This window comes from Sinomonas sp. P10A9 (assembly GCF_041022165.1).
GTDB lineage: Bacteria > Actinomycetota > Actinomycetes > Actinomycetales > Micrococcaceae > Sinomonas > Sinomonas puerhi.
In genome coordinates this window covers 358,733-378,000 of the sequence record NZ_CP163302.1, presented here as the reverse complement: position 1 = coordinate 378,000, position 19,268 = coordinate 358,733, and the positions used below count along the sequence as shown (strand labels likewise).

Below are 19,268 nucleotides of genomic sequence, written 5' to 3'. Positions count from 1 at the left end.
TCCGGTATTCCAGACATAACGACCGTCTGCGGTCCGAGACCTCATCGGGGTGCCGCGGCACAGGCGTCCCGCCGGGCACAACTCAGCGCCGTTTCCGTCCCAATGCGGGCAGAAACGGCGCTGAGTGGTGTCGTGCGGGACGCCCGAGGTTCCGGAGGCGTCGGCTACGGGGGGGTCCGGCCCCGCGCAGCTACCGGCCACCGGTTACCGGCTACCGGCTACCGGGCCGACCAGCCGCCGTCCATCGTGTAGCTCGCGCCGGTGACCATCCCTGCGTCGTCCGAGGCGAGCCAGCACGCGAGCGAGGCGACCTCGGCGGGCTCGACGAGCCGCTTGACTGCCATCTCCGTGAGCATGACCTTCTCGAGGACCTCCGACTCGGGGATGCCGTGGGTCTCGGCCTGGTCCTTGATCTGCTGCTCCACGAGGGCCGTGCGGACGTACCCGGGGTTGATGCAGTTGGACGTCACCCCGTGCGGGGCGCCTTCGAGGGCGGTCACCTTCGAGAGCCCCTCGAGCGCATGCTTGGCGGTCACGTAGGCGCTCTTGAAGGCGGACGCGCGGATGCCGTGCACCGAGCTGAGGTTGATGACCCGCCCCCAACCCTTCTCGTACATGTGCGGCAGTGTCGCCCGGACGAGCAGGAACGGTGCCTCGACCATGAGCCGCTGGATCCGGCGGAACGTCTCCGGCTCGTAGTCCTCGATGGGCGCGATCTTCTGGATGCCGGCGTTGTTGACGAGGATGTCGCAGTCCAGACGCAGGTCCTCGAGCGGCATCGTGTCGAGCAGGTCGACCGCCCAGACGCTCCCCCCGAGATCCGCGGCCAGCTTCTGCGCGGCCTCGCCGTCGAGGTCGGCGACCACCACGTGCGCGCCCTTCTCGGCGAGCCCCCGGGCCACGGCGGCGCCGATGCCGGCGGCGCCGCCCGTGACCAGGGCCTTGCGTCCTTCGAGGCTCACGCGCGGGCCCCCGCCTCGGGGACCTCGCTGCGCTGCTTGGCCGCATCGGCGGCGTCGAGCGCATGGAGCGAGGCACCCTTGGTCTCACGCAGGGAGAGCACCGCGACGAGCGTGATCACTCCGGCGATCGCAAGGTACACGGCCGTCGGCCACCACGAACCGGTCGCCTTGAGCCACTCCGTGGCGAAGACCGGGGCAAGCGAGCCCGCCACGATCGAGGTGACCTGGTAGGAGATCGACACGCCCGAGTAGCGCATGCGGGTCGGGAACATCTCGGACATGATGGCGGGCTGGCCCGCGTACATGAGTGCGTGGAACATGAGGCCCACGATGATGGTCACCAGGATCACCACGGTGTTCTTGGTGCCGAAGGCAGGGAAGGCCCAGAAGCCCCACGTGCCGCCCAGGATCGTGCCGACGAGGTAGACGGGCCTGCGGCCCACGCGGTCGGCAAGGCGGCCGACCAGGGGGATGATCGCGAAGTGGCAGATGTGGGCGATCGCAATGACGCCGAGGATCGACCCGGTGTTCATCTTCAGGCCGGTGCCGAGGTACACGATCGAGAAGGTCACAACGAGGTAGTACATGATGTTCTCCGCGAAGCGGAGGCCCATGCCCGTCAGGACGCCCCTGGGGTACCGCTTGAGGACCTCGAACACGCCGTAGCCGGCCGCCTTCTCGGAGTCCATCTCTGCCTTGGCCTCCTGGAAGATGGGGGCCTCGTCGATCTTGGTGCGGATGTAGTAGCCCACGACCACGACGATCGCGGACAGCCAGAATGCGACCCGCCAGCCCCAGGCCAGGAACGCATCATTGGAGAGGGTCGTGGTCATGAGCCACAGGACTACGGTGGCCAGGACGTTGCCGAGCGGGACCGCGGCCTGCGGCCACGAGGCCCAGAACGCCCGGCTCTTGTCAGGTGCGTGCTCCGCGACCAGGAGGACGGCACCGCCCCATTCGCCGCCGAGCGCGAGGCCCTGGATGAAGCGGAGCAGAACGAGGAGGATCGGCGCCCACGCCCCGATCTGCGCGTAGGTGGGCAGGCAGCCCATGAGGACCGTCGCGACGCCGATCAGGATGATCGTGATCTGGAGCGTCTGCTTGCGGCCGATCCGGTCGCCGATCTGGCCGAACACGATGCCGCCGAGCGGGCGCGCCACGAAGCCGACGGCGTAGGTGAGGAACGCGGCGATGATCGCGTCGTACTCGTTGCCCATCTTGGGCAGGAGCACCTTGTTGAACACGATCGTCGAGGCGGTCGCGTAGAGGAAGAAGTCGTACCACTCGACGACCGTGCCGGCCATCGAGGCCGACACGATCTTCTTGAGAAGCGAAGTCTCGGAGCCGGCGGAACCGGCGGAGCGTTGGTTCACGCTCATGTTTGCCCTCCTGGGTCGGAACTGGCAGTCTCGCGAACGCCACCACGGTATGACGCCCGTCACATGCCTTGGACGAGTATTCCCTGCGCATTGCTGCGCACTCAATGACCAATCAGGCAAGGGTCGTGTGCAGATGTGCAGATCACTCGTAGGCTGAGCCCATGACGTCGCCCTCGCCCGAGCTGCTGCTGGTCCTCCTCGAGGTCTCCCGTTCAGGGAAATTCACGACGGCGGGCGAGGGCCTCGGCCTCAACCACACGACCGTCGCCCGCAAGATCTCGGCGCTCGAGAAGGCCCTCGGCGGGCGCGTGCTCGCCCGCGCGGCGGGCGGCTGGGAGCTGACGCCGCTCGGCGAGCGCGCCGTGGGCGTCGCGGTACAGATCGCCGAGGCGATGGGCCGCCTCGGCCAAGGCGAAGAGGACCCGGTCACCGGCTCAGTACGCATGACGGCGACCGACGGCTTCAGCGCCTACATCGCATCCCCCGCCGTCGCGGCCCTGAGGGCCGAGCACCCGGGGCTGACCGTCGAGCTCATCACCGTGACACGGCGGGCGATGCAGCAGCGCTCGGGGGTGGACATCGAAGTCGTGGTGGGCGAGCCCCAGGTCCACCGCGCCCAGGCCATCCGGCTCGGCGACTACACGCTCGGGATGTACGCCTCGCGGGACTACCTCGCGAGGCACGGAAGGCCCCAGACGCCCAGCGAGGTCGCCCGCCACGGGCTCGTGTACTTTGTGGACTCGATGCTGCAGGTCGATGACCTCGACGCCCCCCGGCGCCTCGCCCCCGAGATGCGGGACGGCCTGACCTCGACCAACGTGTTCGTTCACGTCGAGGCCACCCGGGCCGGCGCCGGGGTGGGCTTCCTCCCCTGCTTCATGGCCGACCGCCACGAGGACCTCGTGCGCATCCTGCCCGACTACTTCAGCGAGCGGCTGCCCTACTGGATGGTCCTGCGCGCCGACTCCTACCGCCAGCCTACCGTGGCGGCTGTGGCCGAGGCGCTGCAGGCCCAGATGGAGATCGCCCGGCCCATGCTGCTCGGCAGCGCCCCAAGCGGGCGTGCCGCCGGCAGTGCCTCGACATAGGCTTGGCCGCATGTCACTGACCTCAGCCCAACGCCGGCAGACGAGCACGGATCTGGCAGAGAACCTGCGCCGCAGCGGCATCCCCCGCGGCACGGTCGAGACCGACCTCGGATGGACCCGTGAGCGGTTCGACGCAACCCTCGCGGTGGGGTCCGACGTCTCGCCGGTGGACGTGTGGGCCCTGCGCGACTACCTCGACGCAGCCCTCAGGGAAGACCCGGACGAAGCCGCCCGGTGGACCGTCCTGACCGACAGGGCCCGCACGGCCGCCACGGCCTGGTTCCCGCTCGACTGAGGCGCCCCGGGTCAGGGTAGCGTCTGTTTCAGGGCAGCGCGTCCGGGTCGAGGGTGTCTGCCCCAGGCGACGGGTCCCGGCGCGCCTCCGCCGCGCCGATCCACGCCCGAACCTGGGCGTCGTCCCAGAACTGGGCAGGAACGCCCCCGCCCAGGAGACGGCGACGCATCCCAGGCGAGGCGAGGATCGGCGTCGTGCTTCCGGCGGCGATGATGTTGCCGTAGCGACGTCCCTTGAGCATCGCCGGATCCGAGACGATCGCGGTGTGCGGGAACACGGCTGCGATCGCCGCGGCCTCGGCACGGGCCGTGATGTGGTTCGGTGCGCTGCCGATGTTCGCGACGAACAGTCCGCCCGTGTCGAGGAGCCGGGCGGATGCCCCGATGAACTCGACGGTGGTGAGCGGGTCCGGCGTCCGCGCGCCAGCGAACACGTCACGGATCACGACGTCGCGCGTGGCCGGCGTGAGCGATTCCGTCACCTCCCGCGCCTCGCCGACCCGGAGGCGCACTAGCGGCGCCTTGGGCAGGTCGAACCACTCGCGCACGTACTCGGCGAGCTGCGCATCGAGTTCGACGACGACCTGCCGCCCTTCCGGATAGCGCGCCGCGAGGTAGCGGGGCATCGTGCACCCGCCGCCGCCCTGGTGGAGGACCCGCAGCCTGTCCACCGCATGGGGCTCGAAGCGGTCCTCGATGAGGGCCACGATCCAGCGCATGTACTCGAAGTCGAGCCGCAGGGGGTCGCTGAGGACGATGTGCGAGCTCTGCACCCCGTTGATCTTCAGGAGCCAACCGTCGGGCGAGTCGCCGTCCTGGACGAGTTCCGCCGTGCCCGTGCTGATGGGGTAGATGCCGGCAACGGGGCCACCGGCCGCAGCGCGCGCCATCACTTCCCCGACCCGACGATCACCCTGATGGCGCGTCTGGCGTCCGCGTTCCCGAGCACCTCGTACGCGTCGAGGATCCTGGCGAACGGGAACCGGTGCGTGACGAGCTTGGCCGGATCGATCTCGCGGTCGGCGATGCGCTCGAGGAGGTCTGGCTCCTCCGCCTCACTGTCGAGTCCGGTCATGACGGTGAGGTTGGCGATCCAGTCTCGGTCCGGCGGGAAGACCGCGGGCTTGCCGTGCACACCGGCGTTGGCCACACGGCCGCCGGGCCTGATCGTGTCGAGCGCCTCGGCGTAGGTCCTCGGCAGGCCGACGGTCTCGACGGCGACGTCGACGCCGAGGCCGTCGCGGCTGAGCGCCCTGACCGCCGCTCCGAGGTCGACCCCGTCCGCGACCCTGACCGTGTCCGTGGCCCCGCACTTGAGCGCCCTCTCGAGCCGGTAGTCGTTGCGGTCCACGGCGATGATCCTCGAGGCCCCGAGCGCGCCGGCAGTCATGATCGAGGCCAGCCCCGCCGGTCCGGCACCGATCACCGCCACCTCGTCCCCCTCGCCCACGCCGCCGTAGAGCACGCCGATCTCGTACCCGGTGGGCAGCATGTCGCTGAGCACGGTGCCCTGCTCGACGGTCACGCCGCGGGGCAGTGGGACGAGCCCGTTCTCCGCGAACGGCACCCGCACGTATTCCGCCTGTGTGCCATCGATGAGATGGCCGAAGACCCATCCGATCCCGCCGAGAGTCTCGCAGTACGAGGTCAGCCCCGACAGGCAGGAATCGCAGCCCATGCACTTGGTGATGGACGAGATGATCACGACGTCGCCCACGCGGACCTTCCGGCACTCCGGGCCAACCTCGGTCACGACGCCGACACCCTCGTGGCCCAGGATCCGGCCCACGGGCACGGACGGCGCGTCCCCCTTGAGGATGTGCAGGTCGGTGCCGGTGATCGTCGTGGCCTCCATGCGGACAATCGCATCCGCGGGCCCATGGATCACCGGATCGGGGACGTCCTCCCACTCCTTCCGGTGCGGACCGTGGTACACAAGCGCCTTCATGCTCTCCTTCCTACACCACCCGGGACATGCGGATCTCCGCGAGGAACCGGCCGCCGAACTGATCCAGCTTGCGGGCGCCGTCCGGTGCGAACCCTAGCTTGGCGTAGAAGGCCCGGGCGCGCGGGTTGTCCTCGAACACCCACAGGCACGCGGGGCGGTCGCCCAAGACACGCTCGACCAATGCTCGGCCAGCCCCGGTTCCGTGCATCTCGGCGAGCACGTACACGGCGTAGAGCTGCTCGGGCGCCGGGGCGTCGTCGTCCCGCGCCGGCCCCGCGCCCGCAAAGCCGACCACGCGCCCGCCGCAACGGGCGAGCGCAAACCGGCCGGCGGCGTCGGGCGTCATGAACCCTCGCCACCGCTCCGTGCGCTCGGGCCCCGCACCGAGGCCGCCGGCCAGGAATTCGGCCGGAAGGAGGTCGGCGTAGGCCTCGCGCCAGCCGGCATCCTTGACGGCGAGGATGGCCTCGGCGTCGTCGGGCAGGGCGTCCGCGATCTCGAAGGGTTTCGACTCTGAGGCTCTCCGCTCAGCCACCGCGCACCCTTGCTCTACTTCACGATCGCGAGGGCGAAGCCGTCCCAGCCCTTGGACCCCGTCGTCTGGATGACGGTCGCGTCGAAGAGCGGGCCTCCGAGCAGCTCGAGGGACTCGACGATCGACGGCGCATTGGCCGCATCGCGCGAGGTGTCGAGGAGGGCGCCCTCCCACACGGTGTTGTCAAGCACGACGACGGTGCCGGGCCGCCCGAGCCTCACGGCCCATTCGAGGTAGCGCGAGTTGTTCTGCTTGTCCGCGTCGATGAAGACCAGGTCATAGGACCCGGTGAGGCCCGGGAGGGAGTCGAGCGCGGGTCCGACGTGGACGGTGACCTTCTCCGACAGCCCCGCTGACGCGAGGTTCTCGCGGGCCACGGCGGCGTGCTCAGGCAGGTACTCGAGCGTGTCGAGGTGCCCGTCCTCGGGGAGGGCCTGCGCCATCCAGATGCTGCTGAAGCCGGCCAGCGTGCCGATCTCGAGCACCCGCCGGGCACCTGAGATCTTCACGAGCAGGTTCAGGAGCTTCCCGGACGTGGGCTGGACCTCGATAGGCGGCATGCCGCGCTCCTGGGCGGTCGTCAATGCACGCTCGTGCTCCGGGCCGGGCTTCACCACGGTGCGGGTGAGCCAGCGTTCAACATCGATCCATTCGGGCTGCGCGACATGCTCGATCATGCGGCCAGTCTGGCACCCGGCCGGTGGCTCGGCTACTGGGCAGCCGCGTTGCCTTCTGCCTGCGAGAGCGCCTCTTGCGATGCCCGTGCCTGCTAGCCTGATCTCACTACATCCCCCACGCCTCTCCACGATGCGCACTTGGGGGATTTTCTTCGCTACGGGCCAAGAGGAGCGAGCGATGACGGATCCCCGCAGCGACGTCGTGGTCGGCCTTCCACGGAAGACCGCTTCGATCTACGATCACTCTGGCGAGGGGGTCCGTGGTGCGTCGTTTCGGTTCGGTCGGTCGCTTCTGTTCGGTGATTGTCTTTCTCGCAGCAGGGACGCCGCCATCGTGCAGTGGCCCAAGTGCATGCCCCGCGGTCGGCTATATCTCTACGGTGACCCTGCACATCACTCCGGAGCGCTCAGCCACTCTGGCCAAGCTCGACATCGAGCTGTGCCAAGACGGCACCTGCCACGGCCTGCCCATCGATGCCACGGCACCGCTCACACCCGGGCCCGTTCCCCTGCCGACCCCGCCCGGTGCGCCCCGTGCGGTGCCTCTGCGCGCGGCGGACGGAAGCATCGACGTCCGCATAGAGATCAGTATCAACGACGATCCCCTGGACCTGACCACATCGGGCACCAACACCTCCGGCTGGTCGATCGGCACCAGCCACACGAAGCTCAGCCCAACGACCACCTACCCGAACGGCCGCGGATGCGGCGGGCCGACAACCGCCGTGGCCACGCTCGACGGTCGCGGCCTCAGGGCCGGATGACCTTCCCGGGACCACCCGTTCGTCGAGCCGACGGGCCAAGCGATCAAGACCGGGCGCCGACCCGCAAGGCCTCCCCGCTGTGCTTCCCCAGCTTGAAATTTCCGGCCGGTGGCGCGGCTACTGGGCGGCGGCGCCGCCTTCTGCCTGCCGCTCGATCGCCCTCTCGAGCCGCTCGACCTTGCCCGTAATCTCACCCGTGTGCCCGGGACGGATGTCTGCCTTGAGCACGAGCGAGACGCGGGACCCGTATCGACCCACAGCCTCGGTGGCGCGCTTGACCACGTCCATGACGTCGTCCCACTCGCCCTCGATCTCGGTGAACATCGAGCTCGTGCGGTTCGGCAGGCCCGATTCGCGCACCACACGCACGGCCGAGGCGACCGCCTCGTGAACCGAATCGCTGGAGGAGGCACCCGACGGCGCGACGGAGAAGGCGACAATCATGCCGCCAGTCTGCCACTCGCCGTCGTGCGCGTGTTGAGAGCGCACCGTCATATAGGCGACACCGAAACTCTCGGATGTAGTGTGGAAACATGCAGCAGGAACGAGCGTGGCGCAAGCCGATGCGGGCTGACGCCGCGCGCAACATCGAAAAAGTCATCACCGCAGCGCTCGACTGCTTCCGCGAAGACGGCCCGAACGTCTCCCTCAAGACCGTCGCCGACCGGGCCGGCGTGGGCCCTGCGACCCTGTTCCGCAACTTCGCGGACAAGGACGAGCTCGTGCTGGCCGCGGTCGAGCGCCAGCTCAAGGTCAAGGTCGACCCCGTGGCCGAAATGGCCCTCGAGAATCCCGACGCCGCCGCGGGCCTCGTGGAGGTCCTGAGCGCCGTGATGCAGGTTGCGAACGATGAGTACAACCTGCTCTCCGCCGTTGCAGGGCGCCGCGGCCTCCTGCTCGGGCTGGCGGGCAAGCTCATCGAGTCCCTCGGGCTCCTCCTGCAGCGCGGTCAGCAGCAGGGCACGCTGCGCGAGGAACTCCAGCTGGTCGATATGGTCCGGCTCGTCGCAATGCTCATCGGCGCCGGGGACACCGTGGAGCCCGGATCCTTCGCGTGGCAGCGCTACGTGGCCCTCGTCGAGGACGCGATCCGCACCCACCGCGAGAACCGCCCCCTCCCCCCGCTCGAGCCGATCCCCGGGGTCGAACTCCCGGTCTGACGCGCCCGGGCCTCCGGCGCGGGACTCAGCCCCAGCCCGCGAGCCGCAGGAGGGCCGCGGCGGCGGCCCCGACGATGACGACCACGAGGAACGGCGCCCTCAGCAGCAACGCGATCGCCGCCGCCACGAGGGCGCCGAGGCGCGCGTCGAGGACGAGTGACTGGCCGCTGCCGAACGCGTTCACCGCGGTCAGGGATGCGAGCAGGCCGATCGTGATGGTGCCCGCGATGCGCAGCATGCGCGTGTTGTCCATCCAGCGCCGGGGCACGAGATAGCCGAGCAGCTTGAGCGCATAGGCCGCCGCGCACGCCACGAGGATCCAGATCCACAGGCTCATGCGCCTTCCCCCTCCCCCGCCCGCGGAGCCTCCCCAGTTCCCGTGGACCCCGGTTCCGACGCACGACGGCGATGCTCACCCAGCGCGTCATGCCGTCCGTGGGCGTGGGACGAGTAGGGATCGAGATCCGGTTCGAGGCCCTCGACGCCAGCGCCTGCGGCCGCGCGGGCCTGGGAGCGCGAGTGGCTGACCCATCCGAGAACGGCGGCCACGAGCGCGGCGACGAGGATTGGCACGCCCGCGGGGACGAACGGCACCGCGAGGACGGTCGCGAGCCCGCACACGACAGCGATGGCAACCGGTTCGCGACCGCGGAGCCGCGGCCAGAGGAGGCCAAGGAACGCGGCGACCGCCGCCCCGTCGAGCCCCCACTGCTTGGGGTCGCCGAGGGCATTTCCCGCGAACGCCCCGACCGCGGTGAAGACGTTCCACAGCACGAACACGCCGAGGCCTGCCGCCCAGAATCCGCGGCGCTGCTCGACCGACGAGTCCTGGCCCACGGCGGTTGCCGTGGACTCGTCGATGGTCACGTGCGCTCCGGCGAAGCGCCTCCAGCCTTTGGGACGGAACATGGCGTTGAGCTGCATCCCGTACACGGAGTTGCGCACGCCGAGCAGCGTCGCGGCCGCCGCAGCCGCGCTGCCCGAGCCGCCACCCGCGACCACGCCGATGAACGCGAACTGCGACCCTCCGGTGAACATGAGCAGGCTCAACGCTATGGTCTGGAGCACGTCAAGGCCGGAAGCAACCCCCAGCGCACCGAACGAGATCCCGTAGAGCCCCGTGGCGATCGCGATCGAGGCGCCGACCCGCACTCCGGGTGAGCGTCTCAGCGGAAGGCGGGCGGCGCCGTCGTGCGCGGAATCCGCGGACGGGAGGGAGGGAACGGCTGGATCGGGCTCAGGCAATCGTCGCCCCGAGCTGGGCGAGGACGTCGGCGGGGCGGTTCGTGGTGATCTGCTGGATGCCGACGGCGACACAGTGGTCCACGTCCTCTGGCGCATCCACGGTCCAGACCCGGAACGTCAGGCCCGCGTCGAGCCACGCGCGGACCCGGTTCGGGTGATCCTTCACGTAGGTGATCCCGGGGCCGGCGATGCCGACGCGCGCACCATCGAGGATCGCCTCGGCGTTGAGCTGGGCGGCCCTGAGCACGTTCGCGACCGCGCCCCCGGTGAGGGCCCCGAGGGCCGTTGACTCGCGGAGATCCTCGACGGAGATGTCGTCGACGAGCATGCAGACGTGCCGGGCGGGCACAGTGCCGAGGAGGTACTCGACGGCCTCGGCGTCGAAGCTCATGAAGCTCACCTGGATGTTCCCCACGCGCGACGACTCGGGCTCCCACCCGCGCGAGCGCAGCACCTCCAGGACCCGATCCTCGAGCTTGAGCCGGTAGGGGCTCGGGTGCTTGAGCTCAATCGCGAGGCCGATCTCGCGGCCGGCGGTCTCGAGGAGATCGAGCAGCTCCGGCAGCGTGAGCAGCTGCTGGGTCCGGGCGCCGAACTCGTCAGGGATCCGGGCCCCCTTCCACGAGGAGAAGTCCAACTCGCGCAGTTCGGCGAGCGTGCGGTCTCCGACCGGCCCGGTACCGCTCGACGTGCGGTCCAGATTGGAATCGTGCAGCAGGACGACGTGCTGGTCGCGGGTCAGGTGGACGTCGCACTCGACGCCGTCAGCGCCGTCGGCGATCGCTTGGAGATAGGCGGCCCTGGTGTGTTCCGCGAAGCGCGCGCTTGCTCCACGATGGGCATAGACAAAGGGGCGGATGGTCATGCCGCATAGGGTAGCGGACCCGTCCGACGAGAAAGTTTGCAAGATACCCCCCTAGGTAATATCGTTGACTCAGGAAGATACCCCAGGGGGTATCCAGAACGAAGGGGAAGCATATGCTGCTCGAGCGAATCTACGACGAAGATCTGGCCCAGGCGGGCTACTTCATCGGCTGCCAGGCCAAGGGCGAGGCCCTCGTGGTGGACGCCCGCCGCGACATCGCGCCTTACCTGGAGCTGGCCGCCGCCAACGGCATGAGGATTGTGGCGGTCACCGAGACCCACATCCACGCTGACTACCTCTCCGGCACCCGGGAGCTGGCCGCCGCCACCGGCGCGACCGCCTACGTCTCGGGCGAGGGCGGCGAGGACTGGCAGTACGGGTTCGAGGCCGAGCGCCTCTACGACGGCACCACCGTCAAGCTCGGAAACATCACCGTCAAGGCCGTCCACACCCCAGGCCACACCCCCGAGCACCTGTCCTTCCTGATCACGGACGGTGCGTTCACCGACCAGCCGGGCTACATGCTCTCCGGCGACTTCGTGTTCTCCGGCGACCTCGGCCGCCCCGACCTGCTCGACGAGGCCGCCGGCGGCGTGAACACGCGCTTCGCGGGTGCCAAGCAGCTCTTCACGAGCCTGAGGGACAAGTTCCTGACCCTCCCGGACCACATCCAGGTCCACCCGGGCCACGGCTCCGGCAGCGCATGCGGCAAGGCCCTGGGCGCGATCCCGTCCACCACTGTGGGCTACGAGCGGCTCTTCGCCTGGTGGGCTCCGTACCTCGCCGCGAACGATGAGGAGGGCTTCGTCAACGAGCTCCTCAGCGGCCAGCCCGACGCGCACGCCTACTTCGGCCGCATGAAGCGCCAGAACCGCCAGGGGCCGACCGTCCTGGGCGAGCGTGGCGAGCTCCCCGAGCTCGAGAACAGCGCAGTCGCCGAGGATCTCGCTGCGGACAGGATCACGTTCGTGGACTCCCGCTCGAACCGCGAGGTCCACGAGGGCACTGTGGCCGGCTCTCTCAACATCCCCGCCGGCGGCAAGTTCGCCACCTACGGTGCGTGGGCCTACGATCCCGAGACCGATTCCCGCCCCCTCGTGCTCCTCGCCTCCGACAAGGACGCGGCGCGCACCATGTGGGACCACCTCATCCGCGTGGGCATCGACAACGTCGCGGGCTTCACCCCGAGCCTCGAGGGTCTCCCCATGGCCACGCCGAAGCTGCTCGCCCCGGCAGAGCTCGAGGGCTTCGACGCCGCACTGGTCCTCGACGTGCGCAACAAGACGGAGCACGCCGACGGCCACATCCCCGGCTCGTCCCAGCTGAGCGCCGCCCGCGTCCTGTGGCACACCGACGAGCTCCCCGCCGAGGGCACGATCGTGGCCTACTGCCAGAGCGGTGTCCGCAACTCGGTCGCCGCGAGCGCACTGCGCCGCGCGGGCTACGACGTGGTCGAGCTCGACGGATCCTACGCGGGCTGGGAGGCCTGGAAGACGACTCAGGACACCGTCACGGCCAACTGACCGGTGCACGCGCAAGCTTGGCACTAGGCGACGCACGACGGCGGCGGGCCGGGATTAGCTCCCGGCTCGCCGCCGTCGGCGAACACCGCGTTCCCGTGTCGGAGGCCGCCGGTAGGGTTGACCCATGGTGACGCTGAATCGGCTCCTTGGCACCCCGCCGGGCCTCAGTCCGGCCGACGCCGAGCGGGCCGCCGCGCTGCGCCGGATGAAGACCCTCGCCCTGTCCCTCCTGCTCGGGATGGCGGTCGTGTTCGCCGTGTCCTTCGCGCTCCAGGGCCAGTACGCGTGGCTTCAGTACGTGCGGGCGGCCTCCGAGGGCGGGATGGTGGGTGCCCTCGCGGACTGGTTCGCCGTGACCGCGCTGTTCCGGCACCCACTCGGGCTGCCCATCCCCCACACCGCGATCATCCCCACCCGCAAGGACGCGATCGGCGCTTCGCTGAGCGGGTTCGTGCGGGACAACTTCCTCTCCTCGGCCGTCGTGCGGGCGAAGCTCGACACCGTCGACGTCGCCCGCAAGGCGGGCACCTGGCTGGCGAGCCCCGGGGGCGCCGAGCGCGTCTCGAAGGAGGGTGCCGCAGTCATCCGCGGTGCCTTCACCGTTCTGAATGACGATGACGTGCAGTCTGTCATCGAGGGCATGGTCCGGAAGCACCTGCTCACCCCGCCGTGGGGGCCCCCGCTCGGCCGGGTGGCCGAGCAGGTCTTCGAGGCCGGGCACCATCACCAGCTCGTAGACCTCCTCGTGGACCGTGCCGCCGACTGGGTCGCCGCGAACTACGCGACCGTCACCCGCGTGGTCACGGACCGCTCGCCCTCATGGGTGCCGAACTTCGCGAACGATCTCGTGGGAGACAAGGTCTACATCGAGCTGTCCAAGTTCGTTGCGGCCGTGCAGTCCGACCCGAACCACCAGGCGCGCCAGTCCATCGACGCCTACCTGCGCTCGCTCGCGCTGGACCTCCAGCACGAGCCGGCGATGATCGCCCGGGTCGAAGGCATCAAGGCGCAGGTACTCGGAGACCCGCAGGTCCGCAGCCTCGCGGGCCGCACGTGGGCCACCATCAAGCGCGTGCTCCTCGAGGCCGTGTCCGACCCACGCAGCGAGCTGCACCAGCGGTTCACGACGGCGGTGCGGGACTTCGGCGCCCGGCTCGTCGAGGACGAGGAACTGGCCGGGAAGGTCAACGCGTGGGTGGCCGATGCCGCCGCCTACATCGTGGCGACGTACCGCGACGACATCGCCGGAGTCATCGAGGACACCGTCGCGCGGTGGGATGCCGAGGAGACCTCGCAGAAGATCGAGCTCCAGGTCGGCAAGGACCTCCAGTTCATCCGAATCAACGGCACCGTAGTCGGCGCCCTCGCCGGGGTGCTCATCTTCGCCGTGGCACACGCCATCTTCGGGGGGTAGCCGAAGCCACCGGCGGCCTACGCGCCCTCCGACCGCAGGCGCGCGCGGTGCTCCTCGATCTCGCGCTCGACGGCCTGTTCAGGCGTCTCGGCGGGCGCCCGAGGAGCCGAGGCCCTCCCGGGCGTGGGCATAAGCGCGAGCAGACCGCGCCGCTTCTCAACCTGTTCCGGTTTCACGTGGAACTCGCCGAGCAGGACGGCAGGCGCGGGCCCGAAGGCCTCGCGCGTCGACCTGATGACCGCGCGGCCCATGACGAGGTTCCCCGCACCGCCCACCACAGCGCCGATGCCGAACGGCAAGGCGCGGCCCAAGAGCGCCCCGCCCTGCTTCTTGAGCATCCATTTGAGGAAACGCTTCTGGACGGTCCCCTGCATCGCCTTGACGGCCGAGGAGGAGACAGACCGGTTCAGGGCCGCACCCCAGGCCTTGGTGGGGTGCCCACCCCGACCGAGGGCCTGACCGCTCAGCGCCGAGAGCAGGGAGGTGCCCTCCTCCCCCAGCATGATGGCCATGATCGTGGTCCGCGCCCGCTCGGGGTCCTCGAGGTGCACGCCATGGAGCTCGGCGATCGACGCCGCGTACACGGCGGTCGCCTCGAGGAATCCGACCGTTGCCGCGGCGGACAGGCCGAGCGAGGCCATGGTGCCAACGCCGGGCACCGCGGCGGTGCCACCCACAGCGGCGCCCGTTCCGGCCACTGCGGTGAGGTAGTCGCGTTCGAGCTGCCGCGCCAGCTGCTCCGGGGTGTACCCCGGGCGCTGGCGCCGGAGGCGTCTCAGATTGGCCAGCACGAGCGGCCGCTGGACATCGACTGCCCGCAGGAGTGCGCGGTGCACCCGCGGGGTCGCCCGGCCTCGGGAGTCGAACATCGTCTGGTGGGCGGTGTCCTGTGCAATACGAAGTGCCACATTCTTCTTCGCCATGGCCCCAGAGTAGCGCCGGGCCCCGACGCGCGCCGCGGCCGCTTCGCGCTGGGCGTAGGCGTATCAGCTAGCGGATCGCGACGGCGCGCCGCCGCCGGGCAGGGAAGCCGACGGCGAGCCACCGGCGTCGTGCGTGGAGACGCCGGAGGCAACCATCGACCGGCGGAGGGCGAGGAAGAACAGGACGAAGGCGGCCGTCAGCAGGACGTGGCCCAGCCCGGCGATCCCCGCGAACGCGGGCGAGGACACATCCGCGCCGGTCACCTCAAGGGCGCCCTTGAGCACCATCATGCCGCCAGTCACGGCCACGCCGAGCACCCAAGTCCACACGAACCACGACGACACCCGCGGGGCCGCGGCAGAGAACCGGAAGGCCTTCTCGGCGAGGAAGGCCAGGAACGTGACCGTGAAGCCGAGCGCCAGGAAGTGCGTGTGCGCGAGGGCGAGCTGGGTCTGGCCGTCGAAGTGGAAGGCCTTGCTCCACGCGCGGAAGAACAGGCCCGAGGCAAGGCCCACGGCGGCGAACACGAACGAGGTGGTGAGGAGTCTGTTGAGCATGCTTCCAGCATCCCGTGGGCATAGTGGACGCGGCATCAACCGTTCGGATGATCGCGGTCGCCCGGGTCCGCCTGGTCCGCACCATGTGTGGATCGTCCGCCTCCGGGTAATAGTCCTCCGTACAACGACCTGCAGCAACGACCTGCAGCACGGAAAGGACCCCAACCATGGGCATCGGTGCGTCAATCTTCCTCATTGCCATCGGGGCGATCCTGTCCTTCGCCCTCACGCCGGGACTGATCCCCTTCATCGACCAGGCCCTCGTGGGCTACATCCTCATGGGCGTGGGGGTGCTCGGGCTCATCATGACCCTTGCCCTGCTCAACTCCGGCACCCGCCGCCGCGTGAGCTCGTCCCGCCGGATCGTCGATCCGGAGACCGGAGATACGGTCACCCACCGCGACATCCGGGACATCTGATATGGAGTGATCCGCTGTCAAGTGGGCATGGTGAGGCGCCGCCAGGAGGAGTCCTGGCGGCGCCTCTCTGCTTCGCTGGGAGGCGGTCGGCGAGCGTGTCGTTGGCGACGCGCGGTCAGACTGATATGCGCGGGTTGGCTACCGCAGGACGGTGGTTCGGCTGGAGCCGGTCCGCGTGTCTAGGAACGAGCGTGGCCGGTCCCCTCGTTGCGGGGCTGCTGCTCATAGATGTTTCGCGGGTGGCTCCACGCGCTGCCGCCGACACCGGGATGCCCGGCGAAGCGGTCTGCTGGGTCAGTCGTCGTCCATGACTGCCAGGGACCAGCACCAGCCGGCCAGCTCGCGGGCGACGGCGACGTTGGCCACGGTCGGGCGCTTGCGGCGGTCGAGGAAGCCGACCCACCTCTCGTGCAGGCGCCGGTTGCCCTGATCGCCCCGGACCCGCGCCGCGGCCGGGGCCAGCTCCCACCGGTCCCGCATGGTCTTGCCGACCATGTAGCGGGCGCGGTGGTGCCAGGCGGCCTCGACCAGCAAGCGGCGGACGTGGGAGTTGCCGGTCTTGGTGATCGGTCCCTGCGCCCGCGAGGCCCCGGAGGAGTGCTCGGAGGGGGTCAGGCCCACGAAGGAGCCGATCGTGGCTCCGGTGAACCGGTGCCAGTCCCCGATCTCGACCGCAAGGGCGAACCCGGTCAGGGTGCTGACCCCGCGCAGGCAGCCCAGACGGTGCACGATCGGGGAGAACTCGCTTCCCGCGGCGAGCTCCCCGATCGTACGGTCCAGCCGGTCCCGACGGGCCCTGACCAGCTGGACAGCCTCGTATTCGGAGTCGAACGCCATCCGGGTCGCCCCAGGGCCCAGCGCCGGGGCCGCGTCCCTGCGCAGCCACGCGTCATGGGCCCCGGTCCAGGCATCGCCGCCCTGGTAGACGATCCCGTGCCGCAGCAGCAGCTTCGAGAGGCGGTGCCGGGCCCGCATCAGGTCCCCGCGGCAGTCCTCCCGGGCACGGACGAGATCCCGTGCGGACTCCTGCCCCACGGTCGGGACAGCAACGGCAGTGACCTCGTCCAGGCGCAGCAGCCTGGCCAGGTGGACCGCGTCCCGGGCATCGGTCTTCACCCGATCCCCCGAGGGCCGCTGCAGCTTGGACGGGGCGGCGACCACGCACCTGACCCCCTGTGAGGTCAAGGCCCTCGAAAGTCCGAACCCCGTCGGGCCGGCCTCGTAGACCACGGCGAGCGGGCCCGGCAGCCCGGCGAGCCATGCTCTGATCGCCTCCTCCGACGGGGCGAGCCTGGCCTGCACCAGCTCGCCGGTCACGCCGTCGATCGCCGCCGCGGCAACCGAACGGGCGTGCACATCCAGCCCAACACTCGTACGCTCAATGAACACCGGGGCCTCCCCACGCATGTCGGATAGGCCGGGCAGGGGACTCTGTCCGGTAACCCACGAATCTGCGCGAGAGAGGCCCCGGCCCGCAACCACCCACAACAGGCGGTCACTCCATACCGTCTAGACGGCGCGCGTCCAGGCGGGCAGCTTCCGCCCCACACCGCACATACCCACCTGATTCACCGCCCGGATCGGCCCGGCGGAGCACAGCGCTCCGCCGGGCCGATCTGTGTTTCTGTGGGATCTGTTGACATACCAACAGAAACGAAGATACAGTCAATCAATCCCACATTCGTGTGATGGAGACCACAGGCAGAATCCGCCGCATCAGCGGCTCGGAAAAGGGCGGGAGTGGGGCATGTCGATGTTCGCCGAAGAGCGCCAGCGGCTCGTTGCGGACCGCGTCGCCGAGGTCGGGCGTGTGAGCGTCACCGAGCTCGCCGAGCGGTTCTCTGTCACCACCGAGACCGTGCGGCGTGACCTCGCGGCGCTCGAGTCAGCCGGTGCCCTGCGCCGGGTCCACGGCGGCGCTGTCCCCGCCGAGCGCGGCGTCACCTCCGAGGTGAGCCTTCTCGAGCGGCAGATCCAGAACCTGCTCGAGAAGCATGCCATCGCGGAGGCGGCGGCGGAACTCGTGGCATCGTCCCGCGCGGGCAGCGTGCTGCTCGACGCCGGAAGTTCCACGGAGGAGCTTGCGGAGCGCCTCATGGGCACGCGTCCTGACGGGAATAGTCTCGTGATCGTGACCAACGCGCTGCCCATCGCAGACAAGCTCGCCGCGGACCCGAACCTCAACGTCCAGCTCCTCGGAGGCCGGATCCGGCCGCTCACCCGGGCGGCCGTCGGCCCGGCGACGGTCGAAGCCGTTGAACGGCTGCGCCCCGACCTCGCCTTCGTGGGGACCAACGGCCTGCATGCCGCGTTCGGGCTCAGCACGCCTGACGCAGAGGAGGCAGGGGTCAAGGCCGCGTTCGTCCGCTGCGCCCGGCGTGTCGTGGCCCTCGTGGACCACACCAAGTTCGGCGTCGAGACCCTCGTGCAGTTCGCCCGGCTCGACCAGCTGGACGCCATTGTGACGGACCGGGCCCCTGAAGGGGACGTGGCCGCGGCGCTCGCCGAGGCCGGAGTTGAAGTTGTGGAGGCTGGCACACCATGATCGTGACCCTCACCGCGAACCCTAGCCTTGATCGTACGGTCGAGCTCGGCGGTCCCCTCGAGCGGGGAGAGGTGCAGCGCGCAGTGTCCGTGCGGCAGGAGTCAGGGGGCAAGGGCGTCAACGTTGCCCGCGCCCTGCGGGCCTCCGCCCTTGAGACCCTCGCCGTGCTTCCCGGAGACGCCGGCGATCCGGTCCTCGCCGGGCTCAGCGCGACGGGCGTGCCCTTCGTCGCCCTCCCCATCGGCGCTCCGCTTCGCTCCAACGTGGCCCTCACCGAACCGGACGGGGTCACTACCAAGGTCAACGAGCCGGGCCCCGAGCTCTCCTCCGAGCTCCAGGAGCAGCTGCTCTCCCTTCTCGTCGATCGGGCCCGGGGCGCCACATGGGTGGTCCTCGCCGGCTCGCTTCCTCCGGGTGTTCCGGAGGACTTCTATGCCACGGCTGCCCAGCGCCTGCGCGCTGCTGCCGATGGGTCCGCTCCGAGGATTGCCATCGACTCGTCGGGCGCCCCGCTCGCGGCGTCGCTGAAGGGCAAGCCGGAGCTGCTCAAGCCCAACGCGGACGAGCTCGCCGAGCTGGCCGCGATGGTAGGCCTGCACGACGCCGGCACCCCGGCCGAGCTTGAGGCCTCACCGGAGCGCGCGGCCAAAGCGGCCCGTGCGCTTGTGGATGCCGGCGTCGGAGCGGTGCTCGCGACGCTCGGTTCGAAGGGGGCCGTCCTCGTGACGGCAGACGGCGCGTGGTACGCCACGCACTCCCCTATCAAGGCCGTCAGCACCGTCGGTGCCGGCGACTCCTCCCTGGCCGGGTATCTCCTGGCCGACTCCATCGGGGCGGACGCCGAGGGCCGCCTGCGCCAGGCAGTGGCCCATGGGGCCGCCGCCGCGTCCCTGCCGGGATCCACCGTCCCGGCAGCGAACCAGACCACCCCCTCAGCCGTGAACATCACGGCCCTGTAGAAGAAGGACT

Annotated in this window: 22 protein-coding genes; 9 read left to right on the top strand and 13 right to left on the bottom strand. The window is 70.0% G+C overall.

Annotated features, from left to right (window positions below; translation table 11 throughout):
* Nucleotides 1–218: 218 nt before the first annotated feature.
* Nucleotides 219–962: a 3-hydroxybutyrate dehydrogenase gene (locus AB5L97_RS01640; protein WP_369046210.1), complete on the bottom strand. Its 744-nt coding sequence runs from the start codon at nucleotides 960–962 to the stop codon at nucleotides 219–221.
* Nucleotides 959–2,341: an MFS transporter gene (locus AB5L97_RS01635; RefSeq protein WP_307957067.1), complete on the bottom strand. Its 1,383-nt coding sequence runs from the start codon at nucleotides 2,339–2,341 to the stop codon at nucleotides 959–961. The genes AB5L97_RS01640 and AB5L97_RS01635 overlap by 4 nt, the downstream gene beginning before the upstream one ends.
* A 161-nt stretch (nucleotides 2,342–2,502) precedes the next feature.
* Here AB5L97_RS01635 and AB5L97_RS01630 point away from each other — a divergent pair, with 161 nt between their 5' ends.
* On the top strand, nucleotides 2,503–3,429 hold the full coding sequence (locus AB5L97_RS01630; protein WP_369046209.1) for a LysR family transcriptional regulator: 927 nt from the start codon (nucleotides 2,503–2,505) through the stop codon (nucleotides 3,427–3,429).
* A gap of 10 nt (nucleotides 3,430–3,439) precedes the next feature.
* Nucleotides 3,440–3,724, top strand: coding sequence for a DUF2316 family protein (locus AB5L97_RS01625; RefSeq protein ID WP_307957069.1), 285 nt, complete (start codon nucleotides 3,440–3,442; stop codon nucleotides 3,722–3,724).
* Nucleotides 3,725–3,752: 28 nt separating this feature from the next.
* Here AB5L97_RS01625 and AB5L97_RS01620 read toward each other — a convergent pair whose 3' ends face one another.
* The 4 genes from AB5L97_RS01620 to AB5L97_RS01605 are packed head-to-tail and all read right to left on the bottom strand — an operon-like array spanning nucleotide 3,753 to nucleotide 6,883.
* Nucleotides 3,753–4,613, bottom strand: a complete 861-nt coding sequence (locus tag AB5L97_RS01620; protein ID WP_369046208.1) for a spermidine synthase — start codon at nucleotides 4,611–4,613, stop codon at nucleotides 3,753–3,755.
* Nucleotides 4,613–5,671, bottom strand: coding sequence for an alcohol dehydrogenase catalytic domain-containing protein (locus AB5L97_RS01615; protein WP_369046207.1), 1,059 nt, complete (start codon nucleotides 5,669–5,671; stop codon nucleotides 4,613–4,615). Before AB5L97_RS01615 ends, AB5L97_RS01620 begins: the two co-directional genes overlap by 1 nt.
* A gap of 10 nt (nucleotides 5,672–5,681) precedes the next feature.
* Complete coding sequence (locus tag AB5L97_RS01610) at nucleotides 5,682–6,206, bottom strand: GNAT family N-acetyltransferase (RefSeq protein ID WP_307957072.1); 525 nt, start codon at nucleotides 6,204–6,206, stop codon at nucleotides 5,682–5,684.
* Between the two features lie 14 nt (nucleotides 6,207–6,220).
* Nucleotides 6,221–6,883 (bottom strand): O-methyltransferase, encoded by a 663-nt coding sequence (locus tag AB5L97_RS01605; protein ID WP_369046206.1) that lies wholly within the window; start codon nucleotides 6,881–6,883, stop codon nucleotides 6,221–6,223.
* A gap of 380 nt (nucleotides 6,884–7,263) precedes the next feature.
* Between AB5L97_RS01605 and AB5L97_RS01600 the strand changes: the two genes are divergently transcribed.
* A complete protein-coding gene (locus AB5L97_RS01600) occupies nucleotides 7,264–7,647 on the top strand; it encodes a hypothetical protein (RefSeq protein ID WP_369046205.1) in 384 nt (127 codons plus the stop codon).
* A 117-nt stretch (nucleotides 7,648–7,764) separates the two neighbouring features.
* Here AB5L97_RS01600 and AB5L97_RS01595 read toward each other — a convergent pair whose 3' ends face one another.
* Nucleotides 7,765–8,091 carry a thiamine-binding protein gene (locus AB5L97_RS01595; protein ID WP_369046204.1) on the bottom strand — a complete coding sequence of 109 codons (327 nt, stop codon included), beginning with the start codon at nucleotides 8,089–8,091 and terminating at the stop codon, nucleotides 7,765–7,767.
* 89 nt (nucleotides 8,092–8,180) lie between these two features.
* On the opposite strand from AB5L97_RS01595, the gene AB5L97_RS01590 reads away from it, so the two are divergent.
* Nucleotides 8,181–8,807 (top strand): TetR/AcrR family transcriptional regulator, encoded by a 627-nt coding sequence (locus tag AB5L97_RS01590; RefSeq protein ID WP_307957076.1) that lies wholly within the window; start codon nucleotides 8,181–8,183, stop codon nucleotides 8,805–8,807.
* 25 nt (nucleotides 8,808–8,832) lie between these two features.
* On the opposite strand, the gene AB5L97_RS01585 is transcribed toward AB5L97_RS01590, so the two are convergent.
* The 3 genes from AB5L97_RS01585 to AB5L97_RS01575 form a co-directional block, all read right to left on the bottom strand.
* Nucleotides 8,833–9,144 (bottom strand): AzlD domain-containing protein, encoded by a 312-nt coding sequence (locus AB5L97_RS01585; protein ID WP_307957077.1) that lies wholly within the window; start codon nucleotides 9,142–9,144, stop codon nucleotides 8,833–8,835.
* Nucleotides 9,141–9,977, bottom strand: a complete 837-nt coding sequence (locus AB5L97_RS01580) for an AzlC family ABC transporter permease (RefSeq protein ID WP_369047331.1) — start codon at nucleotides 9,975–9,977, stop codon at nucleotides 9,141–9,143. Before AB5L97_RS01580 ends, AB5L97_RS01585 begins: the two co-directional genes overlap by 4 nt.
* Before the next feature lie 67 nt (nucleotides 9,978–10,044).
* Nucleotides 10,045–10,917 (bottom strand): glycerophosphodiester phosphodiesterase, encoded by an 873-nt coding sequence (locus AB5L97_RS01575; protein WP_369046203.1) that lies wholly within the window; start codon nucleotides 10,915–10,917, stop codon nucleotides 10,045–10,047.
* Nucleotides 10,918–11,030: 113 nt separating this feature from the next.
* Between AB5L97_RS01575 and AB5L97_RS01570 the strand changes: the two genes are divergently transcribed.
* Complete coding sequence (locus AB5L97_RS01570; protein WP_369046202.1) at nucleotides 11,031–12,440, top strand: MBL fold metallo-hydrolase; 1,410 nt, start codon at nucleotides 11,031–11,033, stop codon at nucleotides 12,438–12,440.
* Between the two features lie 124 nt (nucleotides 12,441–12,564).
* Entirely contained in the window at nucleotides 12,565–13,854 is a 1,290-nt protein-coding gene (locus AB5L97_RS01565) for a DUF445 domain-containing protein (protein ID WP_307957080.1), read from the top strand.
* 17 nt (nucleotides 13,855–13,871) lie between these two features.
* Here the strand turns inward: AB5L97_RS01565 and AB5L97_RS01560 are convergent, their stop codons facing one another.
* Nucleotides 13,872–14,777 (bottom strand): hypothetical protein, encoded by a 906-nt coding sequence (locus tag AB5L97_RS01560; RefSeq protein WP_369046201.1) that lies wholly within the window; start codon nucleotides 14,775–14,777, stop codon nucleotides 13,872–13,874.
* A 63-nt stretch (nucleotides 14,778–14,840) separates the two neighbouring features.
* A complete protein-coding gene (locus tag AB5L97_RS01555) occupies nucleotides 14,841–15,335 on the bottom strand; it encodes a DUF2871 domain-containing protein (protein WP_369046200.1) in 495 nt (164 codons plus the stop codon).
* Between the two features lie 167 nt (nucleotides 15,336–15,502).
* On the opposite strand from AB5L97_RS01555, the gene AB5L97_RS01550 reads away from it, so the two are divergent.
* Nucleotides 15,503–15,754 (top strand): DUF6458 family protein, encoded by a 252-nt coding sequence (locus AB5L97_RS01550; protein ID WP_307957083.1) that lies wholly within the window; start codon nucleotides 15,503–15,505, stop codon nucleotides 15,752–15,754.
* Between the two features lie 294 nt (nucleotides 15,755–16,048).
* Here the strand turns inward: AB5L97_RS01550 and AB5L97_RS01545 are convergent, their stop codons facing one another.
* Nucleotides 16,049–17,143, bottom strand: coding sequence for an IS110 family transposase (locus AB5L97_RS01545; protein WP_369046199.1), 1,095 nt, complete (start codon nucleotides 17,141–17,143; stop codon nucleotides 16,049–16,051).
* Between the two features lie 364 nt (nucleotides 17,144–17,507).
* Between AB5L97_RS01545 and AB5L97_RS01540 the strand changes: the two genes are divergently transcribed.
* Together AB5L97_RS01540 and AB5L97_RS01535 are read left to right on the top strand one after the other, a co-directional pair.
* Nucleotides 17,508–18,299 carry a DeoR/GlpR family DNA-binding transcription regulator gene (locus AB5L97_RS01540; protein ID WP_307957101.1) on the top strand — a complete coding sequence of 264 codons (792 nt, stop codon included), beginning with the start codon at nucleotides 17,508–17,510 and terminating at the stop codon, nucleotides 18,297–18,299.
* A complete protein-coding gene (locus tag AB5L97_RS01535; protein WP_307957084.1) occupies nucleotides 18,296–19,258 on the top strand; it encodes a 1-phosphofructokinase family hexose kinase in 963 nt (320 codons plus the stop codon). Before AB5L97_RS01540 ends, AB5L97_RS01535 begins: the two co-directional genes overlap by 4 nt.
* The last annotated feature ends 10 nt before the right edge of the window (nucleotides 19,259–19,268 follow it).

What these genes read in the sequence shown, in the direction of transcription:
- AB5L97_RS01635 (WP_307957067.1), bottom strand. Translation starts at nt 2,341, where the DNA reads ATGAGCGTGAACCAACGCTCCGCCGGTTCCGCCGGCTCCGAGACTTCG.
- AB5L97_RS01630 (WP_369046209.1), top strand. Translation starts at nt 2,503, where the DNA reads ATGACGTCGCCCTCGCCCGAGCTGCTGCTGGTCCTCCTCGAGGTCTCC.
- AB5L97_RS01625 (WP_307957069.1), top strand. Translation starts at nt 3,440, where the DNA reads ATGTCACTGACCTCAGCCCAACGCCGGCAGACGAGCACGGATCTGGCA.
- AB5L97_RS01620 (WP_369046208.1), bottom strand. Translation starts at nt 4,613, where the DNA reads ATGGCGCGCGCTGCGGCCGGTGGCCCCGTTGCCGGCATCTACCCCATC.
- AB5L97_RS01615 (WP_369046207.1), bottom strand. Translation starts at nt 5,671, where the DNA reads ATGAAGGCGCTTGTGTACCACGGTCCGCACCGGAAGGAGTGGGAGGAC.
- AB5L97_RS01605 (WP_369046206.1), bottom strand. Translation starts at nt 6,883, where the DNA reads ATGATCGAGCATGTCGCGCAGCCCGAATGGATCGATGTTGAACGCTGG.
- AB5L97_RS01595 (WP_369046204.1), bottom strand. Translation starts at nt 8,091, where the DNA reads ATGATTGTCGCCTTCTCCGTCGCGCCGTCGGGTGCCTCCTCCAGCGAT.
- AB5L97_RS01590 (WP_307957076.1), top strand. Translation starts at nt 8,181, where the DNA reads ATGCAGCAGGAACGAGCGTGGCGCAAGCCGATGCGGGCTGACGCCGCG.
- AB5L97_RS01585 (WP_307957077.1), bottom strand. Translation starts at nt 9,144, where the DNA reads ATGAGCCTGTGGATCTGGATCCTCGTGGCGTGCGCGGCGGCCTATGCG.
- AB5L97_RS01575 (WP_369046203.1), bottom strand. Translation starts at nt 10,917, where the DNA reads ATGACCATCCGCCCCTTTGTCTATGCCCATCGTGGAGCAAGCGCGCGC.
- AB5L97_RS01570 (WP_369046202.1), top strand. Translation starts at nt 11,031, where the DNA reads ATGCTGCTCGAGCGAATCTACGACGAAGATCTGGCCCAGGCGGGCTAC.
- AB5L97_RS01565 (WP_307957080.1), top strand. Translation starts at nt 12,565, where the DNA reads ATGGTGACGCTGAATCGGCTCCTTGGCACCCCGCCGGGCCTCAGTCCG.
- AB5L97_RS01560 (WP_369046201.1), bottom strand. Translation starts at nt 14,777, where the DNA reads ATGGCGAAGAAGAATGTGGCACTTCGTATTGCACAGGACACCGCCCAC.
- AB5L97_RS01555 (WP_369046200.1), bottom strand. Translation starts at nt 15,335, where the DNA reads ATGCTCAACAGACTCCTCACCACCTCGTTCGTGTTCGCCGCCGTGGGC.
- AB5L97_RS01550 (WP_307957083.1), top strand. Translation starts at nt 15,503, where the DNA reads ATGGGCATCGGTGCGTCAATCTTCCTCATTGCCATCGGGGCGATCCTG.
- AB5L97_RS01540 (WP_307957101.1), top strand. Translation starts at nt 17,508, where the DNA reads ATGTTCGCCGAAGAGCGCCAGCGGCTCGTTGCGGACCGCGTCGCCGAG.
- AB5L97_RS01535 (WP_307957084.1), top strand. Translation starts at nt 18,296, where the DNA reads ATGATCGTGACCCTCACCGCGAACCCTAGCCTTGATCGTACGGTCGAG.